This is a genomic window from Streptomyces bottropensis ATCC 25435, from assembly GCF_000383595.1.
Taxonomy (GTDB): Bacteria; Actinomycetota; Actinomycetes; order Streptomycetales; family Streptomycetaceae; genus Streptomyces; species Streptomyces bottropensis.
Map to the genome: position 1 here is coordinate 3,572,796 of NZ_KB911581.1, position 24,019 is coordinate 3,596,814.

Annotated in this window: 24 protein-coding genes; 15 read left to right on the forward strand and 9 right to left on the reverse strand. The window is 71.0% G+C overall.

Annotated features, from left to right (window positions below):
* Positions 1-9: 9 nt before the first annotated feature.
* Positions 10-750, reverse strand: coding sequence for a VOC family protein (locus tag STRBO_RS0115750; protein ID WP_005485332.1), 741 nt, complete (start codon positions 748-750; stop codon positions 10-12).
* 153 nt (positions 751-903) lie between these two features.
* On the opposite strand from STRBO_RS0115750, the gene argC reads away from it, so the two are divergent.
* Genes argC through STRBO_RS0115775 form a run of 5 tightly spaced genes read left to right on the forward strand, consistent with a single transcriptional unit; the run spans position 904 to position 5,749 of the window.
* On the forward strand, positions 904-1,935 hold the full coding sequence (argC, locus tag STRBO_RS0115755) for an N-acetyl-gamma-glutamyl-phosphate reductase (RefSeq protein WP_005485334.1): 1,032 nt from the start codon (positions 904-906) through the stop codon (positions 1,933-1,935).
* Entirely contained in the window at positions 1,932-3,086 is a 1,155-nt protein-coding gene (gene argJ, locus STRBO_RS0115760; RefSeq protein WP_020114439.1) for a bifunctional glutamate N-acetyltransferase/amino-acid acetyltransferase ArgJ, read from the forward strand. Before argC ends, argJ begins: the two co-directional genes overlap by 4 nt.
* Positions 3,083-3,991, forward strand: a complete 909-nt coding sequence (gene argB / locus STRBO_RS0115765) for an acetylglutamate kinase (protein WP_005485336.1) — start codon at positions 3,083-3,085, stop codon at positions 3,989-3,991. Before argJ ends, argB begins: the two co-directional genes overlap by 4 nt.
* On the forward strand, positions 3,988-5,205 hold the full coding sequence (locus STRBO_RS0115770) for an acetylornithine transaminase (RefSeq protein ID WP_005485337.1): 1,218 nt from the start codon (positions 3,988-3,990) through the stop codon (positions 5,203-5,205). The genes argB and STRBO_RS0115770 overlap by 4 nt, the downstream gene beginning before the upstream one ends.
* Positions 5,206-5,212: 7 nt before the next feature.
* Positions 5,213-5,749, forward strand: a complete 537-nt coding sequence (locus tag STRBO_RS0115775) for an arginine repressor (RefSeq protein WP_005485338.1) — start codon at positions 5,213-5,215, stop codon at positions 5,747-5,749.
* A 286-nt stretch (positions 5,750-6,035) separates the two neighbouring features.
* On the opposite strand, the gene STRBO_RS0115780 is transcribed toward STRBO_RS0115775, so the two are convergent.
* The 5 genes from STRBO_RS0115780 to STRBO_RS0115800 all read right to left on the reverse strand — a co-directional run bounded on the left by STRBO_RS0115780 (position 6,036) and on the right by STRBO_RS0115800 (position 11,296).
* Positions 6,036-6,830 (reverse strand): FAD:protein FMN transferase, encoded by a 795-nt coding sequence (locus STRBO_RS0115780; protein ID WP_005485339.1) that lies wholly within the window; start codon positions 6,828-6,830, stop codon positions 6,036-6,038.
* A 4-nt stretch (positions 6,831-6,834) separates the two neighbouring features.
* Positions 6,835-7,914, reverse strand: a complete 1,080-nt coding sequence (locus STRBO_RS0115785; RefSeq protein ID WP_005485340.1) for an FMN-binding protein — start codon at positions 7,912-7,914, stop codon at positions 6,835-6,837.
* Positions 7,915-8,119: 205 nt separating this feature from the next.
* Positions 8,120-9,457, reverse strand: coding sequence for a ferredoxin reductase family protein (locus STRBO_RS0115790; protein ID WP_046916219.1), 1,338 nt, complete (start codon positions 9,455-9,457; stop codon positions 8,120-8,122).
* 168 nt (positions 9,458-9,625) lie between these two features.
* A complete protein-coding gene (locus STRBO_RS0115795; protein WP_005485344.1) occupies positions 9,626-10,213 on the reverse strand; it encodes a pyridoxamine 5'-phosphate oxidase family protein in 588 nt (195 codons plus the stop codon).
* 237 nt (positions 10,214-10,450) lie between these two features.
* Positions 10,451-11,296, reverse strand: a complete 846-nt coding sequence (locus STRBO_RS0115800; RefSeq protein ID WP_020114440.1) for a hypothetical protein — start codon at positions 11,294-11,296, stop codon at positions 10,451-10,453.
* 201 nt (positions 11,297-11,497) lie between these two features.
* Between STRBO_RS0115800 and argH the strand changes: the two genes are divergently transcribed.
* The 4 genes from argH to STRBO_RS0115820 all read left to right on the forward strand — a co-directional run bounded on the left by argH (position 11,498) and on the right by STRBO_RS0115820 (position 16,255).
* Complete coding sequence (gene argH / locus STRBO_RS0115805) at positions 11,498-12,928, forward strand: argininosuccinate lyase (RefSeq protein WP_005485346.1); 1,431 nt, start codon at positions 11,498-11,500, stop codon at positions 12,926-12,928.
* 187 nt (positions 12,929-13,115) lie between these two features.
* Complete coding sequence (locus STRBO_RS0115810; protein WP_005485347.1) at positions 13,116-14,087, forward strand: aldo/keto reductase; 972 nt, start codon at positions 13,116-13,118, stop codon at positions 14,085-14,087.
* An 81-nt stretch (positions 14,088-14,168) separates the two neighbouring features.
* Positions 14,169-14,735 (forward strand): TetR/AcrR family transcriptional regulator, encoded by a 567-nt coding sequence (locus STRBO_RS0115815; RefSeq protein WP_005485349.1) that lies wholly within the window; start codon positions 14,169-14,171, stop codon positions 14,733-14,735.
* Entirely contained in the window at positions 14,732-16,255 is a 1,524-nt protein-coding gene (locus tag STRBO_RS0115820; RefSeq protein WP_005485350.1) for an MFS transporter, read from the forward strand. The genes STRBO_RS0115815 and STRBO_RS0115820 overlap by 4 nt, the downstream gene beginning before the upstream one ends.
* 325 nt (positions 16,256-16,580) lie before the next feature.
* On the opposite strand, the gene STRBO_RS0115825 is transcribed toward STRBO_RS0115820, so the two are convergent.
* Positions 16,581-17,255 (reverse strand): lysophospholipid acyltransferase family protein, encoded by a 675-nt coding sequence (locus tag STRBO_RS0115825; RefSeq protein ID WP_020114441.1) that lies wholly within the window; start codon positions 17,253-17,255, stop codon positions 16,581-16,583.
* A gap of 331 nt (positions 17,256-17,586) precedes the next feature.
* Here STRBO_RS0115825 and STRBO_RS0115830 point away from each other — a divergent pair, with 331 nt between their 5' ends.
* The 3 genes from STRBO_RS0115830 (at position 17,587) to STRBO_RS0115840 (ending at position 19,934) form a co-directional block, all read left to right on the forward strand.
* On the forward strand, positions 17,587-18,777 hold the full coding sequence (locus STRBO_RS0115830; protein WP_202499977.1) for a glycerophosphodiester phosphodiesterase: 1,191 nt from the start codon (positions 17,587-17,589) through the stop codon (positions 18,775-18,777).
* A gap of 107 nt (positions 18,778-18,884) precedes the next feature.
* Positions 18,885-19,391, forward strand: a complete 507-nt coding sequence (locus STRBO_RS0115835; RefSeq protein ID WP_005485356.1) for an RNA polymerase sigma factor — start codon at positions 18,885-18,887, stop codon at positions 19,389-19,391.
* 45 nt (positions 19,392-19,436) lie between these two features.
* Positions 19,437-19,934, forward strand: coding sequence for a GNAT family N-acetyltransferase (locus STRBO_RS0115840; protein WP_005485358.1), 498 nt, complete (start codon positions 19,437-19,439; stop codon positions 19,932-19,934).
* A 91-nt stretch (positions 19,935-20,025) separates the two neighbouring features.
* Here the strand turns inward: STRBO_RS0115840 and STRBO_RS0115845 are convergent, their stop codons facing one another.
* Positions 20,026-20,463, reverse strand: coding sequence for a hypothetical protein (locus STRBO_RS0115845; RefSeq protein WP_005485359.1), 438 nt, complete (start codon positions 20,461-20,463; stop codon positions 20,026-20,028).
* 1 nt (position 20,464) lies between these two features.
* The gene (locus tag STRBO_RS0115850; protein ID WP_005485361.1) at positions 20,465-20,824 is read right to left on the reverse strand and encodes a hypothetical protein; all 360 of its coding nucleotides are present in this window, start codon (positions 20,822-20,824) and stop codon (positions 20,465-20,467) included.
* Positions 20,825-21,273: 449 nt separating this feature from the next.
* On the opposite strand from STRBO_RS0115850, the gene STRBO_RS0115855 reads away from it, so the two are divergent.
* From STRBO_RS0115855 to STRBO_RS0115865, 3 genes are all read left to right on the forward strand, one after another.
* Positions 21,274-22,317, forward strand: coding sequence for a methionine ABC transporter ATP-binding protein (locus STRBO_RS0115855; RefSeq protein WP_020114443.1), 1,044 nt, complete (start codon positions 21,274-21,276; stop codon positions 22,315-22,317).
* Positions 22,314-23,045, forward strand: a complete 732-nt coding sequence (locus tag STRBO_RS0115860) for a methionine ABC transporter permease (RefSeq protein WP_005485363.1) — start codon at positions 22,314-22,316, stop codon at positions 23,043-23,045. Before STRBO_RS0115855 ends, STRBO_RS0115860 begins: the two co-directional genes overlap by 4 nt.
* 86 nt (positions 23,046-23,131) lie before the next feature.
* Complete coding sequence (locus STRBO_RS0115865; RefSeq protein WP_005485364.1) at positions 23,132-23,965, forward strand: MetQ/NlpA family ABC transporter substrate-binding protein; 834 nt, start codon at positions 23,132-23,134, stop codon at positions 23,963-23,965.
* The last annotated feature ends 54 nt before the right edge of the window (positions 23,966-24,019 follow it).

Below are 24,019 nucleotides of genomic sequence, written 5' to 3' on the forward strand. Positions count from 1 at the left end.
GTCGCCGCGTCAGGATCGGGCGAGAACGCAGAACTCGTGCCCCTCCGGGTCGGCCAGGCACCGCCACGGGACCTCGCCCTGGCCGACGTCGAGGTCGGTGGCGCCGAGGGCCCGTAGCCGGGCCACCTCCGCCTCGTGGTCGTCGTCGGGAAACCGCAGCAGGTCGAGATGGACGCGGTCCGGCACGGTCTTCCTACCGGGCGTGCGGAGGAACTCCAGATAGGGGCCGGTGTCGTCGGCGGACCGCAGCACCGCGAGGTCGTCGGTCACCTCGCGCGGGGTCCAGTCCGTCGCCGCGCCCCAGAACCGCGCCATGGCCCGCGGGTCCACGCAGTCGACCACCACCGCCGCGACGGGCCCGGTGTCCCGGTAGATCTCCCGGGGCTCCAGCACGCAGAACTCGTTGCCCTCCGGGTCGGCGAGGACCGTCCACGGCACATCGCCCTGGCCCACGTCGGCGGGCGTCGCGCCGAGCGCCCGCAGGCGCTCGACCAGCTCCGCCTGATGGGCCGCGGAGGTGGTGGCGAGATCGAGGTGCACACGGTTCTTCGTCGCCGATCTCGCTTCCGGCACGGCGATGACGTCGACGCACACACCGACCGGTTCCCGCCAGTCGAAGCCGGCGGGCTTGGCGGCGGTCGCGCCCGATCCCGAGCCGGAGACACCCCAGCCGAGCGCCTGCGCCCAGAACCGGCCGATCGCCGAGTCGTCCACCGCCTTGATGTTCACCTGAACAGGTCGCAGAACCATGCCGACGATCCTATGCAACGCTCCGGGGTGGCCTCCGCGCCGTCGTCGGCCATCGACAGCGCGCTTTTCAGCCGCAGCATCCGCGCAACCTCCTCAAAGATTGCATAAACGTGCAGCGAAACGTATAGTCATGCCATCCAGGAGGAGGATTCCATGGCGGCGGTACGTGTGGCGGTGGCGGGAGCGAGTGGTTATGCGGGCGGCGAAGTGCTGCGCCTGCTGCTCGCGCATCCCGAGGTGGAGATCGGTGCGCTGACCGGCAGTTCGAACGCGGGCCGGCGGCTGGGCGGGCTCCAGCCGCATCTGCTGCCCCTGGCCGACCGAGTGCTCCAGGAGACGACCGCCGAGGCCCTGGCCGGGCACGACGTGGTCTTCCTCGCGCTGCCGCACGGGCAGTCCGCCGCCGTGGCCGAACAGCTCGGCCCGGACGTGCTCGTCGTCGACATGGGCGCCGACTTCCGGCTCAAGGACCCGGCGGACTGGGAGCGCTTCTACGGCTCGCCCCACGCCGGGACCTGGCCCTACGGCCTCCCCGAACTTCCCGGTGCCCGCGCCGCGCTGGAGGGGTCCAAGCGCATCGCGGTGCCCGGTTGCTACCCCACGGCCGTCACCCTGGCCCTGTTCCCGGCGTACGCGGCGGGCCTCGCCGAGAACGAGGCCGTGATCGTCGCCGCCTCCGGCACCTCCGGCGCGGGCAAGGCGGCCAAGCCGCACCTGCTGGGCAGCGAGGTCATGGGGTCGATGACCCCGTACGGCGTCGGCGGCGGCCACCGGCACACGCCCGAGGTGATGCAGAACCTCGGCGGAGTCGCCGGCGAGCCGGTCTCCGTGTCCTTCACGCCGACCCTCGCGCCGATGCCCCGCGGCATCCTCGCCACGTGCAGCGCGAAGGCCCGGCCCGGTGTCACCGCCGACTCCGTGCGCGCCGCGTACGAGAAGGCCTTCGCCGACGAGCCGTTCGTCCATCTGCTCCCCGAGGGGCAGTGGCCCGCCACGGCGTCCGTCTACGGTTCCAACGCTGTTCAGATCCAGGTCGCGTACGACGAGGCGGCGGGCCGCATCATCGCGATCAGCGCCATCGACAACCTCACCAAGGGCACCGCCGGTGGCGCCCTCCAGAGCATGAACATCGCCCTCGGACTCCACGAGACGACGGGGCTTTCCACGATCGGAGTCGCACCGTGAGCGTGACGGCAGCCAAGGGATTCACGGCGGCGGGCATCGCCGCCGGGATCAAGGAGAACGGCAACCCGGACCTGGCCCTCGTGGTCAACACCGGACCCCGACTCGCCGCCGCCGGCGTCTTCACCTCCAACCGGGTGAAGGCCGCGCCGGTCCTCTGGTCCGAGCAGGTGCTGAAGGGCGGCCAGGTCTCCGCCGTCGTCCTCAACTCCGGTGGCGCCAACGCCTGTACGGGCCCGAAGGGCTTCCAGGACACGCACGCGACCGCCGAGAAGGCCGCGGAGGTCCTCGAAGGCCACAACGCGGGCGAGATCGCCGTCGCCTCCACCGGCCTCATCGGCGTACTCCTGCCCATGGACAAGCTGCTCCCGGGCGTCGAGCAGGCCGCCGCGCAGCTCTCCGAGCACGGCGGTGAGAAGGCGGCCATCGCCATCAAGACCACCGACACCGTGCACAAGACGTCCGTCGTGACGAAGGACGGCTGGACGGTCGGCGGGATGGCGAAGGGCGCCGGCATGCTCGCGCCCGGCCTCGCCACCATGCTCGTCGTCCTCACCACCGACGCCGACCTGGAGAGCGACGCGCTCGACAGCGCCCTGCGCGCCGCGACGCGCACGACCTTCGACCGCGTCGACTCCGACGGCTGCATGTCCACCAACGACACCGTGCTGCTGCTCGCCTCCGGCGCCGCCCAGGTCACCCCGGGGTACGAGGAGTTCGCCGAGGCCGTCCGCGCGGTCTGCGACGACCTGGGCCAGCAGCTGATCCGGGACGCCGAGGGCGCCAGCAAGGACATCAGGATCGAGGTCGTCAACGCCGCGACCGAGGACGACGCCGTCGAGGTGGGCCGCTCCATCGCCCGCAACAACCTGCTCAAGTGCGCCCTGCACGGCGAGGATCCGAACTGGGGCCGGGTCCTCTCCGCGATCGGCACCACGTCCGCCGCCTTCGAGGCGGACCGGCTCAACGTCGCCATCAACGGCGTCTGGGTCTGCAAGAACGGCGGTGTCGGCGAGGACCGCGACAAGGTCGACATGCGCTACCGCGAGGTGCACATCGTCGCTGACCTCGCCGCGGGGTCCGAGACGGCCACCATCTGGACCAACGACCTGACCGCGGACTACGTCCACGAGAACAGCGCGTACTCGTCATGAGCACGACGCGCAAGCACACCGCCCTCCCCAAGGCCCAGATCCTCATCGAAGCCCTCCCCTGGCTGACCCGTCACAACGGCAGGACGGTCGTCATCAAGTTCGGCGGAAACGCCATGATCGACGAGGACCTGAAGGCCGCCTTCGCCCAGGACGTCGTCTTCCTGCGTCACGCCGGCCTCAACGTCGTCGTCGTGCACGGTGGCGGCCCGCAGATCAGCGCCGCCCTCGACCGCCACGGCATCGTCAGCGAGTTCCGGGCCGGCCTGCGCGTCACCACCGAGGACGCCATGGACGTCGTCCGCATGGTGCTCGCCGGACAGGTCCAGCGCGAACTGGTCGGCCTGCTCAACCAGCACGGACCGCTCGCCGTCGGACTGACCGGCGAGGACGCGCACACCATCACCGCCATCAAGCACCAGCCCGAGATCGACGGGGAGTTGGTCGACATCGGGCGGGTGGGCGAGATCACCGCGATCGACACGGGCGCGATCGAGGCACTGCTCGCCGACGGCCGCATCCCGGTCGTCTCGTCGATCGCCCGTAGCCAGGACGACGGACATGTCTACAACGTCAATGCTGATACGGCGGCTGCGGCACTCGCTGCTGCTCTTGACGCCGAAACCCTCATGGTCCTCACGGACGTCGAGGGCCTCTACGAGGACTGGCCCAACAGCGACGAGGTGATCAGCCGCCTCACCGCTTCCCAACTGGAGAAGCTGCTGCCGGACCTGGCCTCCGGCATGGTGCCGAAGATGCAGGGCTGCCTGCACGCCGTACGCAACGGCGTCCAGACCGCCCGGGTCATCGACGGCCGGGTCCAGCACTCCATCCTGCTGGAGATCTTCACCGACGAGGGCATCGGCACGATGGTCGTGCCGGATGCGGAAGAGGGAGACGCCGCATGACCGCCAACGAAGAGCTGAGCCGGCGGTGGCGGGGCTCGCTCATGAACAACTACGGCACCCCGCAGCTCTCGCTCGTCCGGGGCGCGGGAACCAAGGTGTGGGACGCCGACGGCAAGGAGTACCTCGACTACGTCGGCGGTATCGCGGTCAACGCGCTCGGCCACGCCCATCCGGCGGTCGTCGAGGCCGTCGGCACCCAGATCGCCTCGCTCGGCCACGTCTCCAACCTGTTCATCGCCGAACCGCCGGTCGCTCTGGCCGAACGGCTCCTGGAGCACTTCGGCCGCGACGGCAAGGTCTTCTTCTGCAACTCGGGGGCCGAGGCCAACGAGGGCGCCTTCAAGATCGGCCGGCTCACGGGGCGGACCCACATGGTCGCCACCGAGGGCGGCTTCCACGGCCGCACCATGGGCGCGCTCGCCCTCACCGGCCAGCCCGGCAAGCAGACCGGCTTCCACCCGCTGCCCGGCGACGTCACCCACGTCCCCTACGGCGACGCGCAGGCCCTGGCCGCCGCGGTCACCGAGGAGACGGCCCTCGTCATCATCGAGCCCGTCCAGGGCGAGAAGGGCGTGGTGGTCCCGCCGCCCGGCTACCTCAAAGCCGCGCGCGCCATCACGGCCGCCAAGGGCGCGCTCCTCGTCCTCGACGAGGTACAGACCGGCATCGGCCGCACCGGGCACTGGTTCGAGTACCAGGCGCACGAGGGCGTCCTGCCCGACGTCGTCACCCTGGCCAAGGGCCTCGGCGGCGGACTGCCGATCGGCGCGACCGTCGCCTTCGGCCGGGCGGCGGACCTGTTCCAGCCCGGCGGGCACGGCACCACCTTCGGCGGCAACCCGGTCGCCTGCGCCGCCGGACTCGCCGTCCTGGAGACCATCCAGGCCGAGGGCCTGCTGGAGAACGTCAAGCGGCAGAGCGAGAAACTGCGCGACGGAATCGAGTCCCTCGGGGACCCGATGATCGACCACGTCCGAGGCGCGGGCCTCCTGCTGGGTATCGTGCTCACCGAGCCGCTCGCGCCCCTGGCGCAACAGGCCGCACAGGACGCCGGCTTCCTGGTGAACGCGCCCGCCCCCGATGTCGTACGGCTGATGCCGCCGCTCAATGTCGCGGACGCGGAGGTGGACGCCCTTCTCCGGGCGCTGCCGGGCATCCTCGACGCGGCGCGGGCGGCCCATGAAGCCAGCGGGGACGGACGAGCCGGAGAATGAGACGACGATGAGCCAGGCGCAGGAGCACGACCAGGCGGGACCCGCCGTGCCGCAGACCCGCACCGCACGCCACCGGCGGATCGTGGACATCCTCAACCGGCAACCGGTGCGGTCGCAGAGCCAGTTGGCGAAGCTGCTGTCCGACGACGGGCTGAGCGTCACCCAGGCGACCCTCAGCCGGGACCTGGACGAGCTGAACGCGGTGAAGATCCGCAACAACGACGGCGACCTGATCTACGCGGTGCCGAGCGAGGGGGGTTTCCGGACCCCCCGGGTGCCGCTGGGCGAGTCGGCGAAGGAGGAGCGGATGCGGCGGCTCTCCGCGGAGCTGCTGATCTCCGCGGAGGCCTCGGCGAACCTGGTGGTGCTCCGGACCCCGCCGGGCGCGGCCCAGTTCCTGGCCTCGGCCATCGACCAGGCGGAGCTGCACGACATCCTGGGCACGATCGCGGGTGACGACACGCTGCTGCTGATCAGCCGGGATCCCGTGGGCGGGCAGGCCCTGGCCGACCACCTGCTGAGGTTGGCGCAGAACGGGCACTGAGGGGGCGGAGGGCGGGGAGTGACTCCGGGGGCGTCGGCGGAGGTGGAGCGGCCGTTCGAAGGGGATGCCCGGGGGAGTGGCCGACCGCGGGTTCGTCGTGGCCGCTCGCGCAGGTCCCCGCGCCCCTGAGAAGGGGCTTGGCCCCTTTCCCCGTCCGTTCCGACCTCGGGCCGTTCCGACCGCGGGCCGTTCCGACCGCGGGCCGTCGTGCCGCTGGGCCGGCACGGGTGGCCGCGGCGCGTCCCGCGCGCCCTTGACGGTTCCGCCCGGCCCGGCACCACCACGCTCAGCCCAGCCGCGCGGCCAGCCCTCCCGTGCAGCGGACCTCGTCGCCCGCCGTGATGAGGAGCGCTTCGGTGTCGTCGAGGGACTCCAGCCAGGCCAGGCCCTCGCGGGAACCCATCGCGAACGCGGCCGTCGCCCAGCAGTCCGCCCAGGTCAGACGGGGAGCCACCACCGTCACCGAGACCAGGTCGGTCACGGCGGACTTCCCGGTACGGGGGTCGACGATGTGCGCGCCCCGCTCGGCCGTGCCGGACGTGGCCACCGCCAGACGGTCCGCACCGGCGGCGGTGACGACCGCCGCGAGCCCTCCGGGCCGCAGGGGGTCCGCCACACCCACGCGCCACGGCCGTTCCGGCCCGGGGACACCGCACAACTGGACGTCGCCGCCCCCGTTCACGTTCACCCCGGTCGCCCCGGCCTCCACCAGCAGCCGGGCGGCCCGCTCGGTGGCCCACCCCTTCACGAGGCCGGTCGGGTCGAAGCGGCCCTCGTAGGTGGCGCTGAACCAGCCTCCGCTCAGCCGCTCGGCCTCGGCGCACAGTTCGAGCACCTCGCCGACCTCGGGAGCGCACTCCTCGATCGTCACCTCGCCCCGGGCGAGCCGGGAGATCTGACTGTGCTCGCGGTAGGTGCTGAACACCTCGTCCACGGCGTGCAGCCCGGCCACCGCCTCGTCGAGCGCGGCCCTGATCACGGCCGGCTCCCCTCCTCGGACGTCGAAGGAGAAGACGGTGCCCATGACCTCCTCGGCGTGCCGCAGCTGGGCGGACGCGGCGGCCCCGGCGGGTTCGGCCACCGGGTCAGCCGGCCTGGTCCAGGGCGGACTGGAGGGACTGCTTGTAGCCGCCGCTGGTGTATGTGGCGCCCGAGACAGCATCGATGTCAGCGCTCCCTGCCGAGACGGCGTTCTTGTTGAGCTGGGGGATGGCGGTACCGCTGATCTGGGTGGAGCGGCCGCCGGTGGGCTGCTGCAGCGCCTCGGCACCTGTGATCTTGCCGTCCGTGACCGTGACGCGGACCTGGACCGGCCCGTAGTCCGTCTTGATGGCCGAGCCCGTGAGCACCTGGGTGCCTGTCGACTGCCCGGCCCCGGACTTCTCGGCGTCGCCGCCCGTGTCCTGTGCGTCGCCGCCCGCCTCGACCTCGGTGCCCGAGTCCTGCGCCTTGCCGGCCTGGTCCAGGGCGGACTGCAGGGACTCCTTGTATCCGGCGCTGGTGTAGGTGGCGCCCGACACCGCGTCGATGTCGGCGCTGCCCGCCGCCACCGCCGCCTGGTTGAGCTTCGGCACCGAGTCGCCGGTGATCTGGGTGGAGCGGCCACCGCTCGGCGCCTGCACGGCCTCGGCGCCTGTGATCTTGCCGCCGCTGACGGTGATCCTCACCTGGACCGGCCCGTACTGGGTCTGGACGGCGCTGCCCGTGAGCACCTGGGCGCCCGCGTCCGGTGCCTTGCCGGCCTGGTCCAGGGCGGACTGCAGGGACTCCTTGTATCCGGCGCTGGTGTACGTGGCGCCGGACACCGCGTCGATGTCGGCGCTGCCGGCCGCCATCGCCGCCTGGTTGAGCTTGGGAATGGCGTCGCCGCTGATCTGGGTGGAGCGGCCGCCGCTCGGCTGCTGCACGGTCTCGGCCTTGGTGATCTTGCCGCCGTCGACGGTGATCCTGACCTGGACCGGGCCGTACTCGGTGTCGACGGCGGAACCCGTGAGGGTCTGCGCGCCGGCCGCCACCCCGCCCTGCGCCGAAGGTGCGCCCCCGGCCGCGCCGGCCTGCACCGATCCGGCGTCCGAGGCCGGCTTCAGCGACAGCAGCAGCACGATGCCGGACACGGTGGCGGCGGTGGCGAGCAGAGTCCGCCGGATGGGGTGGCTCTTCTTCATCGCTCCTTCAGCTCCTGAACTGTGAAGTCTCGCGGGGGAGACCCGTGGGGCGAACCCGTGGGGAAACCCATGGCCAGAAAGTCGGGGTGGGCAGGTCCTGGTGATCTGCCGCTGGGACGGTCCTGGGACCTACGGCTGGAACGTGCGGGGGACCACCGGCGGGTACGGCCGGTCGGGCGGGACCCGGGCCGGGCGGTCCCCTCGCTCACATCTCGAACGACTCGTGGTGGATACGGCGGGTCGGGACGCCCGCGCCGCGCAGTGCCTCGTACACACCCTGCGCGAAGCCGGGCGGCCCGCACAGGAAGACGTCATGGCTCTCGATGTCGGGGATCTTGCGGCGCAGCGAGTCCGGCGAGATGTCCGGACGCTCACCGTCCGGGCTGTTCACCGCGTACATCAGCCGTGCGCCGCGCTCCTCGGCGATCTGCGCCAGCTCGTCCCACAGCGCTAGGTCCTGGGTGCTGTTGGCCCGGTAGAGCAGCGTCAGGTCACCGGCCGCGCCGGGCAGCGTCTCGAACAGGGCCCGCATCGGCGTGATGCCCACACCGCCGGCCACCAGCAGCACCTTGCCCCGGCTGCGCTTGCCGGCCGTGAGCGCCCCGTAGGGGCCCTCCGCCCACACCCGGACACCGGGCTCCAGGTCGCGCAGGGCCGAGCTGTGGTCGCCGATCGCCTTGACCGTGATGCGCAGCATGTTGGGGCGGGGCGCCGCCGACAGCGAGTACGGGTGCGAGCTGAACCGCATGCCCGGGGCGAGGAAGCGCCAGCGGAAGAACTGCCCGGCCTCCGCACCCATCCGGTGCAGCTTGCGCCCGCTCATCAGCACCGAGACGATGCCGGGCGACTCCTCGATGACCGCCTCGACCCGCAGTCGGTGCTTCAGGTTCAGCTTGATCGGAGAAACGATCCGGTACCAGACCACCAGCGCGGTCACCGTGCCGTACAGCGCGTACCAGCCGGTCTTCGCGGCGGGTGTGGCGGCGAACTCGTTGCCGGTGGTGATCTGGTGCCAGAAGGTCAGGAACGTGGCCGCGTACGTCAGCAGGTGCGTGTGGTACCAGAGGTCGTACGGGATCCGCTTGCGCACCGGGCCGATCGAGATGAGCCCGATGAACACCAGCAGGCCGGTGCCGATGGCGGCCTTGCCCATGTCCGGCAGCTGGTTGATGGAGTCGATGGTCTGCTGGAGGATCGCGGTGTGGGTGAGGCCGGCCTGGAGGGCGTACCCGTACATCGTGAGGACGACGTGCGCGACGACCAGGCAGAGCGTGTAGCGGCCGGTCATCGCGTGCCAGCGGGCCACCCGGTCGGAGCCGACCCGCCTCTCCAGCGCGGGCACCCGGGCCATCTGGAGCACCACCAGGGCCATCAGGTACCCGCCGAGCAGACCCGTGATCCGCCCGGCGTTGACCATCTTGCTGCCCTGGTCCGCGATGGACGGGGTGTTGTCCCACCACAGCCACACCACCGCGGCCGCGCCCGCCCAGAAGGCGATGAGCAACGGGACGGCGGGAGAGCGGCGAGGTCGGATGCGGCGCATCGTCTGGCGGCGCGCGGCGCGACCTCCGGCGATCGTGGACACGGTTCCTCCGTGGTGGGCTGGACCCTTGGCCCACACGTACGTGCTGGGAGTGCCGTGTGTTCAACCGTGTGAACAACTCGCCGTGCGGAGGGACCGGTGGCGCGCGGAAGTCCCGCGGTTCGCGCGTCAGACGACGGAGGGAGGCAGCGGCAACGGCAGTCCGGGAAGCCCGTCCATGCTGGTCGCGATGTGCTCCTTGGAGCTGAAGTAGGCGCTGAGCGAGTCGTCGTCCTCGCGTGCGAAGCGCCGGCCGTGCAGGTCGCGGTCCTCCTCGTACGCCATGAACGGCACGGAGTAGCCGCAGCTGTCGCGGATGCGCTCGGCGCGGACGACGATGACGGCGCGCAGGCCGTGCGGGGCGGGGTCGATGTCGGGGAAGCGGGCGAGGAGTCCGGCGAAGCGCGGATCGTCCCGGAAGACGGCCTCGCCCGTGCCGTGCACCCGCACGATGGTGGGCGGGCCCTGGAAGGCACACCACATGAGGGTGATCCGGCCGTTCTCGCGCAGGTGCGCGATCGTCTCCGCGTTGGACCCCGCGAAGTCCAGGTAGGCGACGGTGAGTTCGTCGAGGATCACGAACGACCCCCGCAGACCCTTGGGGGAGAGGTTGACCGTGCCGTCGGCGGACAGGGGCGCGGTCGCGGTGAAGAACAGGGGCTGAGCCTCGATGAACGTACGGAGGCGGCCGTCTATGCGCTCGTAAGTCTTTCCCATGGCTAACGATTATCGACGGAAACGCTTCGCCTGTCTAAGGAATCGGCTGTCCGGGGAATCGGGTGCGGGAACACGAATTCCGGGTGGATCCCCTGGCTGGGATCCACCCGGAACCGGATGCGCCGTGGCCGCCCCGGCCGGCGCGCGGGGCGGCCACGGCTCCTGGTGCCCTCAGGGGGCGCAGGAGGTCACTCGCCGGACGAACGGGTCATCGCGAGAGTGCGTGGACGGTACGGACTACTGGTTGAGCTGGCAGGGGGCGAGCTTCTCCAGGCCCTCGGGCTTGGCGGCGGCGCGGCCGATCGCGGTCTCGATGCGGTTCAGCGCGGCGACGCGCTTGTCCTCCAGCGGGCCGAGGATGGCGTTGTCGACGAAGTTGGCACCGCCCTGGCCGACCGTGTCGATCAGGCGCTGGTTGGCTTCGGCGATCTGGGTGTCGAGGAGGGCGAGGTTGCGGTCGACCTCGGCCTGCGCGGAGGCGGGGATCGCGGGGAGGCTTCCCTCGACCGCCGGGCAGGAGATGGCGCCCGCGGCACCCGCGTTGCCCGCGTCCTCGGCGCCCGCACCGTCCTCGGCGCCCGCACCGGCACCGGCCTCGGCACCCGCACCGGCCTGCTCACCGGCACCGGCGGCGCCGCCCTGGTCGAGCTGGCAGGGGGCGAGCTTCTCCAGGCCCTCGGGCTTGGCGGCGGCGCGGCCGATGGCCGTCTCGATGCGGTTCAGCGCGGCGACGCGCTTGTCCTCCAGCGGGCCGAGGATGGCGTTCTGGACGAAGTTGGCACCGCCCTGGCCGACCGTGTCGACGAGGCGCTGGTTGGCCTCCTGGATCTGGGTCTGCAGCTGGGCGAGGTTGCTGTCGACCTCGGCCTTGGCGGAGGCGGGGATCGCCGGGAGGCTTCCCTCGACCGCCGGGCAGGAGATGGTGCCGGGGGAAGCGGCCCCGGCGGCGTCCTGGCCGCCGTTGTTGGCACCCTCACCGGCGAGAGCGGAACCCGCGATGACCGCTCCGGAGAGCACGACCGCGGCGGCGCCGCCGATGATCCCTACGCGACGCTTGTTGTACTTCGGAAGAGCCCTGGACATGCGGATGCCTCACTCGGGTCGGGTGTGGTCGGTGTGAACTAACGCGGCGCCTGCGTTCGGTGAGAGTTACGAGCAAGCGGTTTCATTTGTTCAAAGCTTTCTCCGCATCTCCCAAAGTTCTCTCAGATTGACGATTCATGCAGAGTTCTGCATACTCATGCATGACAGCGAACAGTGTGCGGAGATCTAGGAGCAACGCGAGTGAGCAGCAACAGCGGTGACGTACGGCTCTGGGGCGCCCGTTTCGCCGACGGTCCCGCAGAGGCCCTGGCGAAGCTGTCCGCGTCGGTCCACTTCGACTGGCGCCTGGCCCCGTACGACATCGCGGGCTCCCGCGCCCACGCGCGCGTGCTGCACAAGGCGGGCCTGCTCACCGAGGACGAGCTGAGCCGGATGATCGCCGGCCTGGACCAGCTCGAAGCGGACGTGGCGTCGGGCGACTTCGTCGGCACCGTCGCCGACGAGGACGTGCACACCGCCCTGGAGCGCGGCCTCCTGGAGCGTCTGGGCCCCGACCTGGGCGGCAAGCTGCGCGCCGGCCGGTCCCGCAACGACCAGGTCGCGACCCTCTTCCGGATGTACCTGCGCGACCACGCCCGCACGGTCGGCGGCCTGATCGCCGACCTCCAGGACGCGCTGATCGGACTGGCGCAGGCCCACCCGGACGTGGCGATGCCCGGCCGTACGCACCTCCAGCACGCCCAGCCGGTCCTGTTCGCCCACCACGTCCTCGCCCATGTCCAGTCCCTCTCCCGGGACGCGGAGCGGCTGCGCCAGTGGGACGAGCGCACAGCCGTCTCCCCGTACGGCTCGGGCGCCCTCGCGGGCAGCAGCCTCGGTCTGGACCCCGAAGCGGTGGCGAAGGACCTGGGCTTCGAGAACGGCAGCTCCGCGAACTCCATCGACGGCACGGCCTCCCGTGACTTCGTCGCCGAGTTCGCCTTCATCACCGCGATGATCGGCGTGAACCTCTCCCGGATCGCGGAGGAGGTCATCATCTGGAACACGAAGGAGTTCTCCTTCGTGACCCTCCACGACGCGTTCTCGACGGGCTCGTCGATCATGCCGCAGAAGAAGAACCCGGACATCGCGGAGCTGGCCCGAGGCAAGTCCGGCCGCCTGATCGGCAACCTGACGGGCCTGATGGCGACGCTGAAGGCCCTGCCCCTGGCCTACAACCGCGACCTCCAGGAGGACAAGGAGCCGGTCTTCGACTCCATCGACCAGCTGGAGATCCTTCTCCCCGCCTTCACCGGCATGATGGCCACGCTCACCGTCCACCGTGAGCGCATGGAGGAACTGGCCCCCGCCGGCTTCTCCCTCGCCACCGACATCGCCGAGTGGCTCGTCAAGCAGGGCGTCCCGTTCCGTGTCGCCCACGAGGTCGCCGGCGAGTGCGTGAAGGTCGCCGAGTCGGAGAACAAGGAGCTGAACGATCTGACGGACGACCAGTTCGCCAAGATCTCCGCCCACCTGACCCCCGAGGTCCGCTCGGTCCTCGACGTCCCCGGTGCCCTCGCCTCCCGCAACGGCCGCGGCGGCACCGCCCCGAGCGCGGTGGCGGTCCAGCTGGCCGACATCAAGCGGGACGTGACGGCCCAGCACGCCTGGGCGACCGCCAAGAAGGGCTGATCGACCGCCCTGAACGGGCCGCAGGCCCGTGTAGGGCGCGGGGAACTGCGCGACACGCCACGACGAGGCCGCATCCGCCCAAGAGCCCGTGCTCCCGAGCTCTTGGGCGCCCGGGCTGCCCGAGCGGAGCGCAGCCGCGGGTTACGTTGGTCGGAAGCCCCAAGGATCCGACCGAACGGAGCCCGCGATGCCCTTCGCCCGACTGGCCGCAGCGACCACCCCCACCTGCCATCTCGGACTCGGCCTCGCCGCAGTCGCCCGCCCCGGTTACATCAACCTCGGCCGCGACGCCGACCTCGGCGAGAACCGCACGGTCGACGCCCTGCGCACCCGCACCCACGAACTCCTCGACGCCGCCTACGCCCAGGGCGTCCGCTACTTCGACGTGGCCCGCTCGTACGGCCGCTCGGAGGAGTTCCTCGCCGACTGGCTGACGTCCCGCCCCGGCCTCGACGACATCGTCGTCGGCAGCAAATGGGGCTACACCTACACCGCCGACTGGACCACGGACGCCGAGCGGCACGAGGTCAAGGACCACAGCCTCCCCACGTACGAGCGACAGCGCGCCGAGAGCGCCGAACTGCTCGGCGACCGGCTCGACCTCTACCAGATCCACTCGGTGACCCCGGACAGCCCGGCCCTCACCGACAAGGAACTCCACGCCCGGCTGGCACAGGCCGCCGCCGAGGGCGTCACCATCGGCTTCTCCACCAGCGGCCCGGCCCAGGCGGAGGCCATCCGCACCGCCCTCGCCGTGACCGTGGACGGCGAACCCCTCTTCCGTACGGTCCAGTCGACGTACAACGCGCTGGAGACCTCCGCCGCGCCCGCCCTCGCCGAGGCGCACGACGCGGGTCTCACCGTGATCGTCAAGGAGGGCATGGCGAACGGCCGTCTGGCCGGCCCGCACGCCCCCGGGGCGCTCAGGGCCGTCGCCGAACAGACGGGACTCGGCTGCGACGCCGTCGCCCTGGCGGTGGTCCTGCGACAGCCGTGGGCCGGTGTCGTCCTCTCCGGCGCCGCCACCACCGGCCAGCTCGCCTCCAACCTGCACGCCGCGGTCGTCGACCTCGACGACGAACAGCTGACCGGCCTCGCCGACCTGGCCGAGGACCCGCGTACCTACTGGGAGAAGCGCGGACAGCTGCCCTGGCACTGACGGTCCCCCGCGGTACCCGCGCCATGAGACAGCCATGCCCCAGGTGAGACATGAATGTCCCACCTGGGTTATGGTTGTCTCATGGCCGTCGATCGTGAACACGTGCTGCGCAGCGCAGCCGCCCTGCTGACCCGCAAGTCCACCGCGACGATGGACGAGGTCGCGAAGGCCGCCGGGATCAGCCGCGCCACGCTGCACCGCCACTTCGCCGGGCGCGACGCGCTGGTACGGGCGCTGGAGGCGCTCGGCATCGCGGAGTGCGAGGCCGCGCTGGACGCGGCCCGCCCGACCGAGGGCCCGGCGCGCGAGGCCGTACGACGGCTGGTGCGGGAAATCGAGCCCGCCGCCGGCCTCCTCGCCTTCCTCTACACCGAGGCCCAGCTGTTCGAGGGCGAGCAGCAGCACGAGGGCTGGTCCCGGATCGACGACCGCATCGCGGCCCTCTTCAAACGCGGCCAGGCGGCGGGCGAGTTCCGTATCGACCTCACCCCGGCCTGGCTCACCGAGGCGCTGTACGGCCTGCTGGCCTCCGGCGCCTGGGCGGTCGCGGAAGGCCGTGTGGCCGCCAAGGACTTCACCTACATGACCGCCGAGCTGCTGCTCGGCGGCGCACTGCGTCATCCCGAACAACCGAGAGAGGAATCATGACCAGCACCCTGCGGCCGGCGCGCACCACGGAGACGGAGAAGAGGCCGGGCCGCTGGCTCGCGCTCTCCGTCCTCGTGCTCGCCGTGCTGCTGGTGGCCGTCGACGCGACCGTCCTCGGTCTCGCGACCCCCTACATCAGCGAGGACCTGCAGCCGTCGGGCACCCAGCTGCTGTGGATCGGTGACGTCTACTCGTTCGTCATCGCGGGCCTGCTCGTCTCGGCCGGCAGCCTCGGCGACCGCATCGGCCGCAAGAAGCTGCTGCTCATAGGGGCCACGGCGTTCGGCGCGATATCCGTGCTCAACGCCTATGCGACGACGCCCGAGATGATGATCGTCGCGCGGGCCCTGCTCGGTGTCGCGGGCGCCACCCTGATGCCCGCCACCCTCGCCCTGATCCGCAACCTCTTCGACGACCCGCGCGAGCGCAGCCTCGCCATCGGCATCTGGGGCGCCACGGCGTCCGCCGGCACGGCGGTCGGCCCGGTCGTCGGCGGGTTCCTGCTGGAGCACTTCTGGTGGGGTTCGGTCTTCCTGATCAACCTGCCGGTGATGGCGGTCCTCGTCCTCGTCGGCGTCAAGCTGCTCCCCGAGTCCCGTCACCCGAGCCCCGGCCCCTGGGACATGCTCAGCGTCGGCCTGTCGCTGGCCGGCATGCTCGGTGTCGTGTACGCGGTCAAGGAGACCGCCACCCACGGCCTCGACGGCAACGCGCTCGCCGCGGGCCTCCTCGGCCTCGCCGGACTGTTCTTCTTCGTGCGCCGTCAGCTGACGCTTCCGCACCCGCTGCTGGACATGCGCCTGTTCCGCAACCGGGGCTTCTCCGGGGCGGTCCTGGCCGACCTGCTGACCATTCTGGGCCTCTCCGGCCTGGTTTTCTTCCTCTCGCAGTTCCTGCAACTCGTCCAGGGCCGGGGCCCGTTGGAGGCGGGTCTCGCGGAGCTGCCGGCGGCCGTCGGCGCGGTGGTCGCGGGCCTGATCGCCGGAACCGCCGCCCGCCGCTTCTCGGTCCGTTCGGTGGTCGCGGGCGGTCTGGCGGCCATCGGCGTGGCCCTCGCCCTGCTCACCCTGGTCGACCGGACCACCGGCTACCCCCTGATCGGGGCAGCGTTGCTGATCGTCGGCGTCGGCGCGGGCTTCTCCTTCACCGTGACCGCCGACGTCATCCTCTCCAGCGTCCCCAAGGAACAGGCGGGCGCGGCCTCGGCCGTCTCGGAGACGGCGTACGAGTTGGGCGCGGCCCTCGGCATCGCGGTCCTGGGCTCGATCGTGACGGGCGTCTACCGCGACTTCCCGGCCCCGCCCGGCACCCCGGCCGAGGCCCACGAGTCGCTGGGCGGAGCGGTGGAGGCGGCGCGGACCATGCCGCCGAACACGGCACACGACATGCTCACCTCGGCCCAGGACGCCTTCGTCGACGGCCTGACCATCGCCGCAGCCGCAGGAGCGACGGTACTCCTGGCAACAGCAGCCACAGCCTGGTTCCTCCTACACACCCAACACCTGGACAACACCCCCTGAACCCACACGCCCACCCCAACCCCCCGCCCCGCCAGGGGCGCGGGGAACGGCGCGCCAAGCCCTCACGAACCCGCACCCGGCAAACGAGGGGAGCACCCCCTCAGGGGCGCGAGGAACGGCGCGACAAGCCCCCACTCACCCGCACCCGACAAACGACCGATCCACCTCAGGGGCGCGAGGAACGGCGCGACAAGCCCCCACTCACCCGCACCCGACAAACGACCGATCCACCCCAGGGGCGCGGGGAACGGCGCGACAAGCCCCCACTCACCCGCACCCGCACACGCCCCCGAGCCCCCAACCCCTCACCGCCGAACCAGCGGAGCTACGCCGCTTCCTTGGCCTTCGACGCGTACATATCCACATACTCCTGCCCCGACAACCGCATGACCTCAGCCATCACAGAATCGGTCACCGCCCGCAGCACATACCGATCCCGGTCCATCCCCTCGTACCGGGAGAACTCCATCGCCTCACCGAACCGCACCGTCACCCGATGCGGCCGCGGCACCCCCGCCCCACCCGGCTGGATCTTGTCCGTCCCGATCATCGCGAAGGGGACGACCGGCGCCCCGGTCATCAACGTCAGCCGGGCGATGCCCGTACGCCCCCGGTACAGACGGCCGTCGGGCGACCGCGTCCCCTCGGGGTAGATGCCGAACATCCGGCCCTCGTCCAGCACCCGCCGTCCGGTCATCAGTGCGGCCACACCGCCACGGCCGCCGTCACGGTCGACGGGGATCATGCCGACACCGGTGAAGAACCAAGCCATCAGACGGCCCTTGATCCCCTTGCCCGTGACGTACTCGTCCTTGCCGATGAAGACGACCTGCCGGTCGCAGACCAGCGGCAGGATCATCGAGTCGATGAAGGTCAGGTGGTTGCCGGCGAGGATCACCGGACCGTCTCCCGGAATGTGCTCGGCGCCCTCCACCCGGGGGCGGAACATCAGGCGCATGATCGGTCCGAGCACTGCCTTGATGAGCGCGAAGCGGGACAACAGGCCCTCCCATGTCAAGCGTTCCGGTACAAGTATGTGCAGGTGAGGACGATACTCCCGGTTCCGGGGCCGGCGCACACCGGGTTCACCGAGTGGATACCAAGTGTTGACGCTGTTTTACCTGCGGTGACGCGCGGGTGGCGGCCTGTCACCGGCCGGAAACATGTGACGGACATCGCGACCCCGATCCGACAGCCCGTCACATCACGCCGCTCGCGCGACACAAGGCGTCTTCCGCGTGTTCCGTCCCAGGTCTCCCGGCGGTCACCTCCGGACACCTACGATCGTCCCGCTTTGACAGGTGCAGGGCATCACGGTGGAGGAGCCGGTCATGGGGACGCAGGAGTCGCGACAGTCGCAGGACCCGAACGAGCAGGGACGCGGAGCGGGCCGACGGGCACTGCTCGGCGCCGCGATGCTCGGCGCGGGCGGAGCGGTCCTCGGACTGCCGGCCACGGCCGCGGCCGGTGAGGCCGCGTCGGGCACGAAGTCGGGCGGCGGGTACCGCAGACTCCCCGTGCCGACGATCATCGCGCACCGCGGGGCCAGCGGCTACCGCCCGGAACACACGCTCGGCTCGTACCAGCTGGCCCTCGACATGGGCGCGCACGTCATCGAGCAGGACCTCGTGCCCACCAAGGACGGCCACCTCGTCTGCCGTCACGAGAACGACATCACCGGCACGACCGACGTGTCGGCGCACCCCGAGTTCGCCGACCGGAAGGCCACGAAGGTCGTCGACGGCGTCACCTACACCGGCTGGTTCACCGAGGACTTCACGCTCGCCGAGCTGAAGACCCTGCGCGCCAAGGAGCGCATCCCGGGCAACCGCCAGGAGAACACCCTCTACGACGGCCGCTGGGAGATCCCCACCTTCGAGGAGGTGCTGCGCTGGGCCGACAAGGAGGGCAGGAAGCGGGGCGAACGGGTCTGGCTGCACGTCGAGACCAAGCACCCCACCTACTTCCGCAAGCTGGGCCTCGGCCTGGAGGAGCCGCTCGCCAAGCTGCTGCGCAAGTACGACCGGCACAAGAAGAACGCGCCGGTCTTCCTGCAGTCGTTCGAGCCGAGCAGCATCCAGCGCCTGAACGACCTGGTCGACAGCCCCCTCGTCGTCCTGCTCTCCGGCGCCGCCACCCGTCCCTGGGACTTCGTCGAGGCCGGCGACCCGCGCACCGTCGCCGACCTGGTCAAGCCGGCCGGGCTCGCCTGGATCGCCTCGTTCGCGAACGGCATCGGCCCCACGCTCGACCTGATCATCCCGCGCGACGCGGGCGGCAACCTGACCACGCCGACCACCCTCGTCGCGGACGCGCACGCCAAGAACCTGATCCTGCACCCCTACACCATGCGTAACGAGAACACCTTCCTCCCCGCGAACTTCCGCAGGGGCACGGACCCCAACGCCTACGGCGACGCCTTCGGCGCGTTCAAGGTGTACTTCGACACCGGCATCGACGGCATCTTCACCGACAACGCCGACACCGGCCTGCTGGCCCGCGCGGACTTCGTCGGCGACTGACGACCGCCCGACGGGCCGGGCCGTCAACGTCCGAGCCGTCGGCCCCGATTGGGGTGATTCCCGTCCGCCCCGGCAACCCCTGCCGGGGCGGCGTCGTCCCGGGGCATATGACACACGACATGCTCACCACCCTCCGCCCCCTGCTGGTCGCGGAGGTGTCGGCCGAGGCCGACGCGGCCGGCACCGAGGCGGGGGACCTGGAACAGGCGGTCTGGCTGCGCCTGCTGGAACGGATCGACGCCGACGGCCCGCCCGCCGACCCCGAGGGCTGGCTGCGCAGCGCCGTCCGCTTCGAGGCCCGCCTCAGCCGCCGTACGGCCCGGCGCGAACTGCCCTACAGCGCCGAACCCGCCGACGAGCACGCACCCGGCCCCGAACAGCAGGCCCTGACGGCCGCCCGCCGCCGCGCGCTGTACGCGGCCGTACGCCGGCTCCCGGGCCGGTGCCCCCGGCTGCTCGCGGCCCTGCTGTCCCCGAAGGACCTCACCTACCGCGAGATCGCGGGCGAGTTGGGTATCTCACAGGGCAGCCTGGGTCCGGAACGTTCCAGATGTCTGGGATGTCTTCGACGATTGCTGTCCGCGGAGGTTGCGGCGCACGAACCACGGGGATAGGAGTGAAGGACATCGGGTGAGCAGGTGAGCGGGAGGCGTGCACACATGGGCATGAGCGTGACCATCTCGGTGGCGACCGAGCAGGACGCCGAGCAGATCTTCAGGCTGCAGTACCTGTGCTTCCAGGGCGAGGCGGCCCTGTACGGCAACTACCGCATCGATCCGCTCGTCCAGAGCCTCGACTCCGTCCGCGAGGAGGTCGCCGCGGACTGTGTGTTCGTGGCCAGGCTGGGTGACGAAGTGGTCGGCTCCGTGCGCGGCGCCCTCGGCGCCGACGGCACCGCGGCCATCGGCAAGCTCTGCGTCCACCCGCGTCTCCAGGGCCACGGCATCGGCGCACGGCTCCTGCGCGCCGCCGAGTCCGCCCTCGCCGAGGAGCACGGCGCCACCAGGTTCCGCCTCAGCGCGGGCCGGCGCAGCGAGGGCAACCTCCGGTTGTACCGCCGGGTCGGCTACGAGACCGTGGGCACCAGCCAGGGCCGGGACGGCGTACCGATGGTGGTGCTGGAGAAGCCCGCGGCGGCGTACGCGACGACGGCCTAGAGCCGGGGCGCGCCCGACGCGCCCTCGGTGGGGCCCGAAGATCCGCACGACGAGCCACGACGGAAACCTCGGTCGCCTGACGACGAGACCCTCAGGCGGCCTGCCCCTGTCGCGCGCTCTTGCGCAGCCAGTACATCGCCGTGACCGGCAGGATCACGGGGATGAACAGGTATCCGATCCCGTAGTCCGACCACACGGTCTTGTCGGGGAACGCCGACGGCTCGACCAGCGTCCATGTCCCGACGACGAGGACGCCGGCCAGTTCGACCGCGCAGCAGATCCGCGCGGCCCGCCGGGCGAACTCCCCGCCCCGCACCAGCGAGTACGTGATGAACCCGTACACGACACCGGCCACCGCGGACAGCGTGTAGGCGAGCGGCGCGTGCTCGAACTCGGTGGAGATCTGCACGGCGGAGCGGGACACGGCCCCGACGACCATCACGCCGTAGAGCCAGACCAGCAGCATTCCCGGCCCGCTGATGAGCCGCGTCCGCCTGGTGTCCCGCGGTACGTCGTCCGTGGCGGTCACGTCAGCCTCCCCAGATGTCGTAGAGCCGCACCTGCAGCACGGCGAGCACCACGCCGCCGGCCGCGACGGTCACGCTGCCCCAGCGGGTGCGCTCCGCCAGGGACATGAACCCGGTGACCGGGACGCAGGCGAACGCCCCGAGCAGATAGGAGACGAAGATCGTGGTCCCCTGCTCCGGCTTCTCCCCGCGCGCCAACTGCACGATGCCGACGACCAGTTGCACCAGGGCCAGCACCGACACCGCGGCCATGCCGATGAAGTGCCAGTCCTTGGTCGGCTGATCGCGGTACGCGGCCCAGCCGCACCAGGCGGCGAGCAGAAGGGCGGCGACGGCGGTCGTCACCGTCAGGGGAACAAGCATGCCGCGACCCTATTACGGCCCAAAACCCCGCCGCGCCCGGCCCCGGCCCGTGAAACCCGAAGGCCGCGGATCGTGGCCTTGGCCACAACGGCCGTTGCCCACGCAGCGGACACCACCCCATCGCACCTGCGGAGATGCCTCCCTGGGCTGTCCGCATTGCGGACAGCCCGCTCTCACCTGCCGCATACATCTGTTTTACTGATCTCATGACCACGACGAGCTGCCGCACCCTTGCGACCGAGGCGACGATGACGCCCGGTGCTCGTTGTATGTGTCGAATGTGCGCCTAGTAGAAGGCCCCGCACGCCCTCGCGCGTGACGGACCGAGCCCCACGCGCATGTTCTCCCCCGGTTCCCTCGCCACCGCGAGAACCGTGTCGCGTCCCTGACAGCCTGCACCCGTGCCCGGGCACACCCACGCCCCCGCACACGACAGTGACGGAAATCCAGTGATCACCACATCGGGCCTGACCAAGGTCTACCGCGGTCGCGGCCGTGAGACGACCGCCCTCGACGGCGTCGATCTCCATGTACGCGAGGGCGAGGTGTACGGCGTGATCGGCCAGTCCGGCGCCGGCAAGTCCTCGCTGATCCGCTGCGTCAACCTCCTCGAACGCCCCACCTCCGGAACCGTGACCGTCGCGGGCCGGGACCTGACCGCCCTGGCCGGCCGCGGCCCCCGCGCCGGCCGGGAACTCCGCCGGGCGCGCGGCCGTATCGGCATGGTCTTCCAGCACTTCAACCTGCTGTCCACCCGCACGGTCCAGGACAACATCGAGCTGCCGCTCGACATCCTCGGCAGGTCCGGCAAGGAGCGGTCCCGCAAGGCCCTGGAACTGCTCGACCTCGTCGGCCTGGCCGACAAGGCCAAGGCATACCCGGCCCAGCTCTCCGGCGGCCAGAAGCAGCGCGTCGGCATCGCCCGCGCGCTGGCCGGTGACCCCGAGGTGCTCCTCTCCGACGAGGCCACCAGCGCCCTCGACCCCGAGACCACCCGCTCGATCCTGGCCCTGCTGCGCGACCTGAACCGCCGGCTCGGCCTGACCGTCCTGCTCATCACGCACGAGATGGACGTCGTCAAGACCGTCTGCGACTCGGCCGCCCTCATGGAGAAGGGCCGGATCGTGGAGTCCGGCACGGTCGGCGAGCTGCTCGCCACCCCCGGCTCCGCCCTGGCCGCCGCCCTCTTCCCGGTGGGCGGCGAGGCCACCGGCGAGGACCGCACGGTCGTCGACGTCACCTTCCAGGGCGAGGCCGCGACCCAGCCGGTCGTCTCCCGCCTGTCCCGCACGTACAACATCGACATCTCGATCCTCGGCGCCGCCATCGACACCGTCGGCGGCCTCCAGATCGGCCGGATGCGCCTGGAACTGCCCGGACGCTACGAGGACAACGTCGTCCCCCTCGGTTTCCTGCGCGAGCAGGGCCTGCGCGTCGACGTGGTCGGCCGGGACGCCCAGGCCTCCACGCCGGTGCAGGGGGGTGCCAAGTGACCTGGGACGAGATGCGGCCCCTACTGGAACAGGCGTGCGGGGACACCTTCTACATGGTCGGCTGGTCCACGCTCATCGCGGTCGTCGGCGGACTCCCGCTCGGCATCCTGCTCGTCCTCACGGACCGGGACGGGCTGCTGCGCAACGTCCTCGCCAACAAGGTCATCGGGCAGATCGTGAACGTCGCCCGCTCGATGCCCTTCATCATCCTGATGGTCGCGCTGATGGGCTTCACCCGCTGGGTCACCGGCTCGACCATCGGCCGTGAGGCCGCCATCGTGCCGCTCGCCATCGGCGCGATCCCGTTCTTCGCGCGTCTGGTCGAGACGGCGGTCCGCGAAGTGGACCACGGGCTCGTCGAAGCCGTGCAGGCCATGGGCGGCAACACCTGGACCGTCGTCCGCCGGGTCCTCGTCCCCGAGTCCCTGCCGTCGCTGATCTCCTCGGCCACCACGACCGTCGTCGCCCTCATCGGCTACTCCGCCATGGCCGGCACCGTCGGCGCGGGCGGCCTCGGCGACATCGCCATCCGGTACGGCTACCAGCGCTTCGAGACCGAACTGATGTGGATCACCGTGGCGGTCCTCGCGGTCGTCATCTCCGCCGTCCAGTTCGCCGGCGACTACGCGGCCCGCGCCCTGCACCGGCGCGGCGGGCGGTCCTCGGCCGCGCCCGTCCTGCGGCTGCTGAGGACCGGGGCCGCCACGACAGAGGGCACCAAGGCGTAGCCCCGGCGCCGGTACGCCAGGCATCCGACAGATTTCTCGTCCCACCCAAGACGGGACAACTCCACCCAAAAGGAAAGGCACTTTTCGTGCGTAACACCGTCAAGTTCACCACCGCCGCTCTCGCCGCCGGGGCCCTCACCCTCGGGCTCACCGCCTGCGGCGCGGACAAGGACGACAACGCGTCCGACACGAGCGGCCCGCTGGTGGTCGCCGCCAGCCCGACCCCGCACGCGGACATCCTCGGCTTCGTGAAGGACCATCTGGCGAAGGACGCGGGCCTGGAGCTGGAGGTCAAGGAGTTCAGCGACTACGTCCTGCAGAACCCGGCGACGCAGGACGGGTCCGTCGACGCCAACTACTTCCAGAACCAGCCCTACCTCGACGACTACAACAAGAAGAACGGCACCAGCATCGTGCCCGTCGTCACCGTCCACCTGGAACCGCTCGGCCTCTACTCCCGCAAGGTCAAGAGCAAGGACGGCCTCAAGAGCGGCGCGACCATCGCCGTACCCAACGACACGGTCAACGAGGCGCGTGCCCTCAAGCTCCTCGACTCCGCCGGGATCATCACCCTCAAGGAGGGGGTCGGCACCGACGCGACCCCCGCCGACATCACCGCGAACCCGAAGAAGCTCACGTTCAAGGAACTGGAGGCGGCCCAGACCCCGCGCTCCCTGGACGACGTCGACGCCGCGGTGATCAACGGCAACTACGCCCTCGAAGCGGACCTCTCGCCCGCCGACGACGCCCTCGCCGTGGAGCCCGCCAAGAACAATCCGAACGGCAACTTCCTCGCCGTCAAGGAGGGCAGCGAGGACGACCCGCGCGTGAAGAAGCTCGCCAAGCTCCTCACCTCCGACGAGGTACGGAAGTTCATCGAGGACAAGTGGAGCAACGGCTCCGTCCTCCCGTCCTTCTGACGGCTCCGCCGGCCGGCTCGCCGGCACGTATACGGCGTATCGCCACGCATGGGG

Coding starts and splice junctions, on each gene's coding strand:
- STRBO_RS0115750 (WP_005485332.1), bottom strand. CDS start 750: ATGGTTCTGCGACCTGTTCAGGTGAACATCAAGGCGGTGGACGACTCG.
- argC (WP_005485334.1), top strand. CDS start 904: ATGGCGGCGGTACGTGTGGCGGTGGCGGGAGCGAGTGGTTATGCGGGC.
- argB (WP_005485336.1), top strand. CDS start 3,083: ATGAGCACGACGCGCAAGCACACCGCCCTCCCCAAGGCCCAGATCCTC.
- STRBO_RS0115770 (WP_005485337.1), top strand. CDS start 3,988: ATGACCGCCAACGAAGAGCTGAGCCGGCGGTGGCGGGGCTCGCTCATG.
- STRBO_RS0115775 (WP_005485338.1), top strand. CDS start 5,213: ATGAGCCAGGCGCAGGAGCACGACCAGGCGGGACCCGCCGTGCCGCAG.
- STRBO_RS0115785 (WP_005485340.1), bottom strand. CDS start 7,914: ATGAAGAAGAGCCACCCCATCCGGCGGACTCTGCTCGCCACCGCCGCC.
- STRBO_RS0115790 (WP_046916219.1), bottom strand. CDS start 9,457: ATGCGCCGCATCCGACCTCGCCGCTCTCCCGCCGTCCCGTTGCTCATC.
- STRBO_RS0115795 (WP_005485344.1), bottom strand. CDS start 10,213: ATGGGAAAGACTTACGAGCGCATAGACGGCCGCCTCCGTACGTTCATC.
- STRBO_RS0115800 (WP_020114440.1), bottom strand. CDS start 11,296: ATGTCCAGGGCTCTTCCGAAGTACAACAAGCGTCGCGTAGGGATCATC.
- STRBO_RS0115810 (WP_005485347.1), top strand. CDS start 13,116: ATGCCCTTCGCCCGACTGGCCGCAGCGACCACCCCCACCTGCCATCTC.
- STRBO_RS0115815 (WP_005485349.1), top strand. CDS start 14,169: ATGGCCGTCGATCGTGAACACGTGCTGCGCAGCGCAGCCGCCCTGCTG.
- STRBO_RS0115820 (WP_005485350.1), top strand. CDS start 14,732: ATGACCAGCACCCTGCGGCCGGCGCGCACCACGGAGACGGAGAAGAGG.
- STRBO_RS0115830 (WP_202499977.1), top strand. CDS start 17,587: ATGGGGACGCAGGAGTCGCGACAGTCGCAGGACCCGAACGAGCAGGGA.
- STRBO_RS0115835 (WP_005485356.1), top strand. CDS start 18,885: ATGACACACGACATGCTCACCACCCTCCGCCCCCTGCTGGTCGCGGAG.
- STRBO_RS0115840 (WP_005485358.1), top strand. CDS start 19,437: ATGGGCATGAGCGTGACCATCTCGGTGGCGACCGAGCAGGACGCCGAG.
- STRBO_RS0115850 (WP_005485361.1), bottom strand. CDS start 20,824: ATGCTTGTTCCCCTGACGGTGACGACCGCCGTCGCCGCCCTTCTGCTC.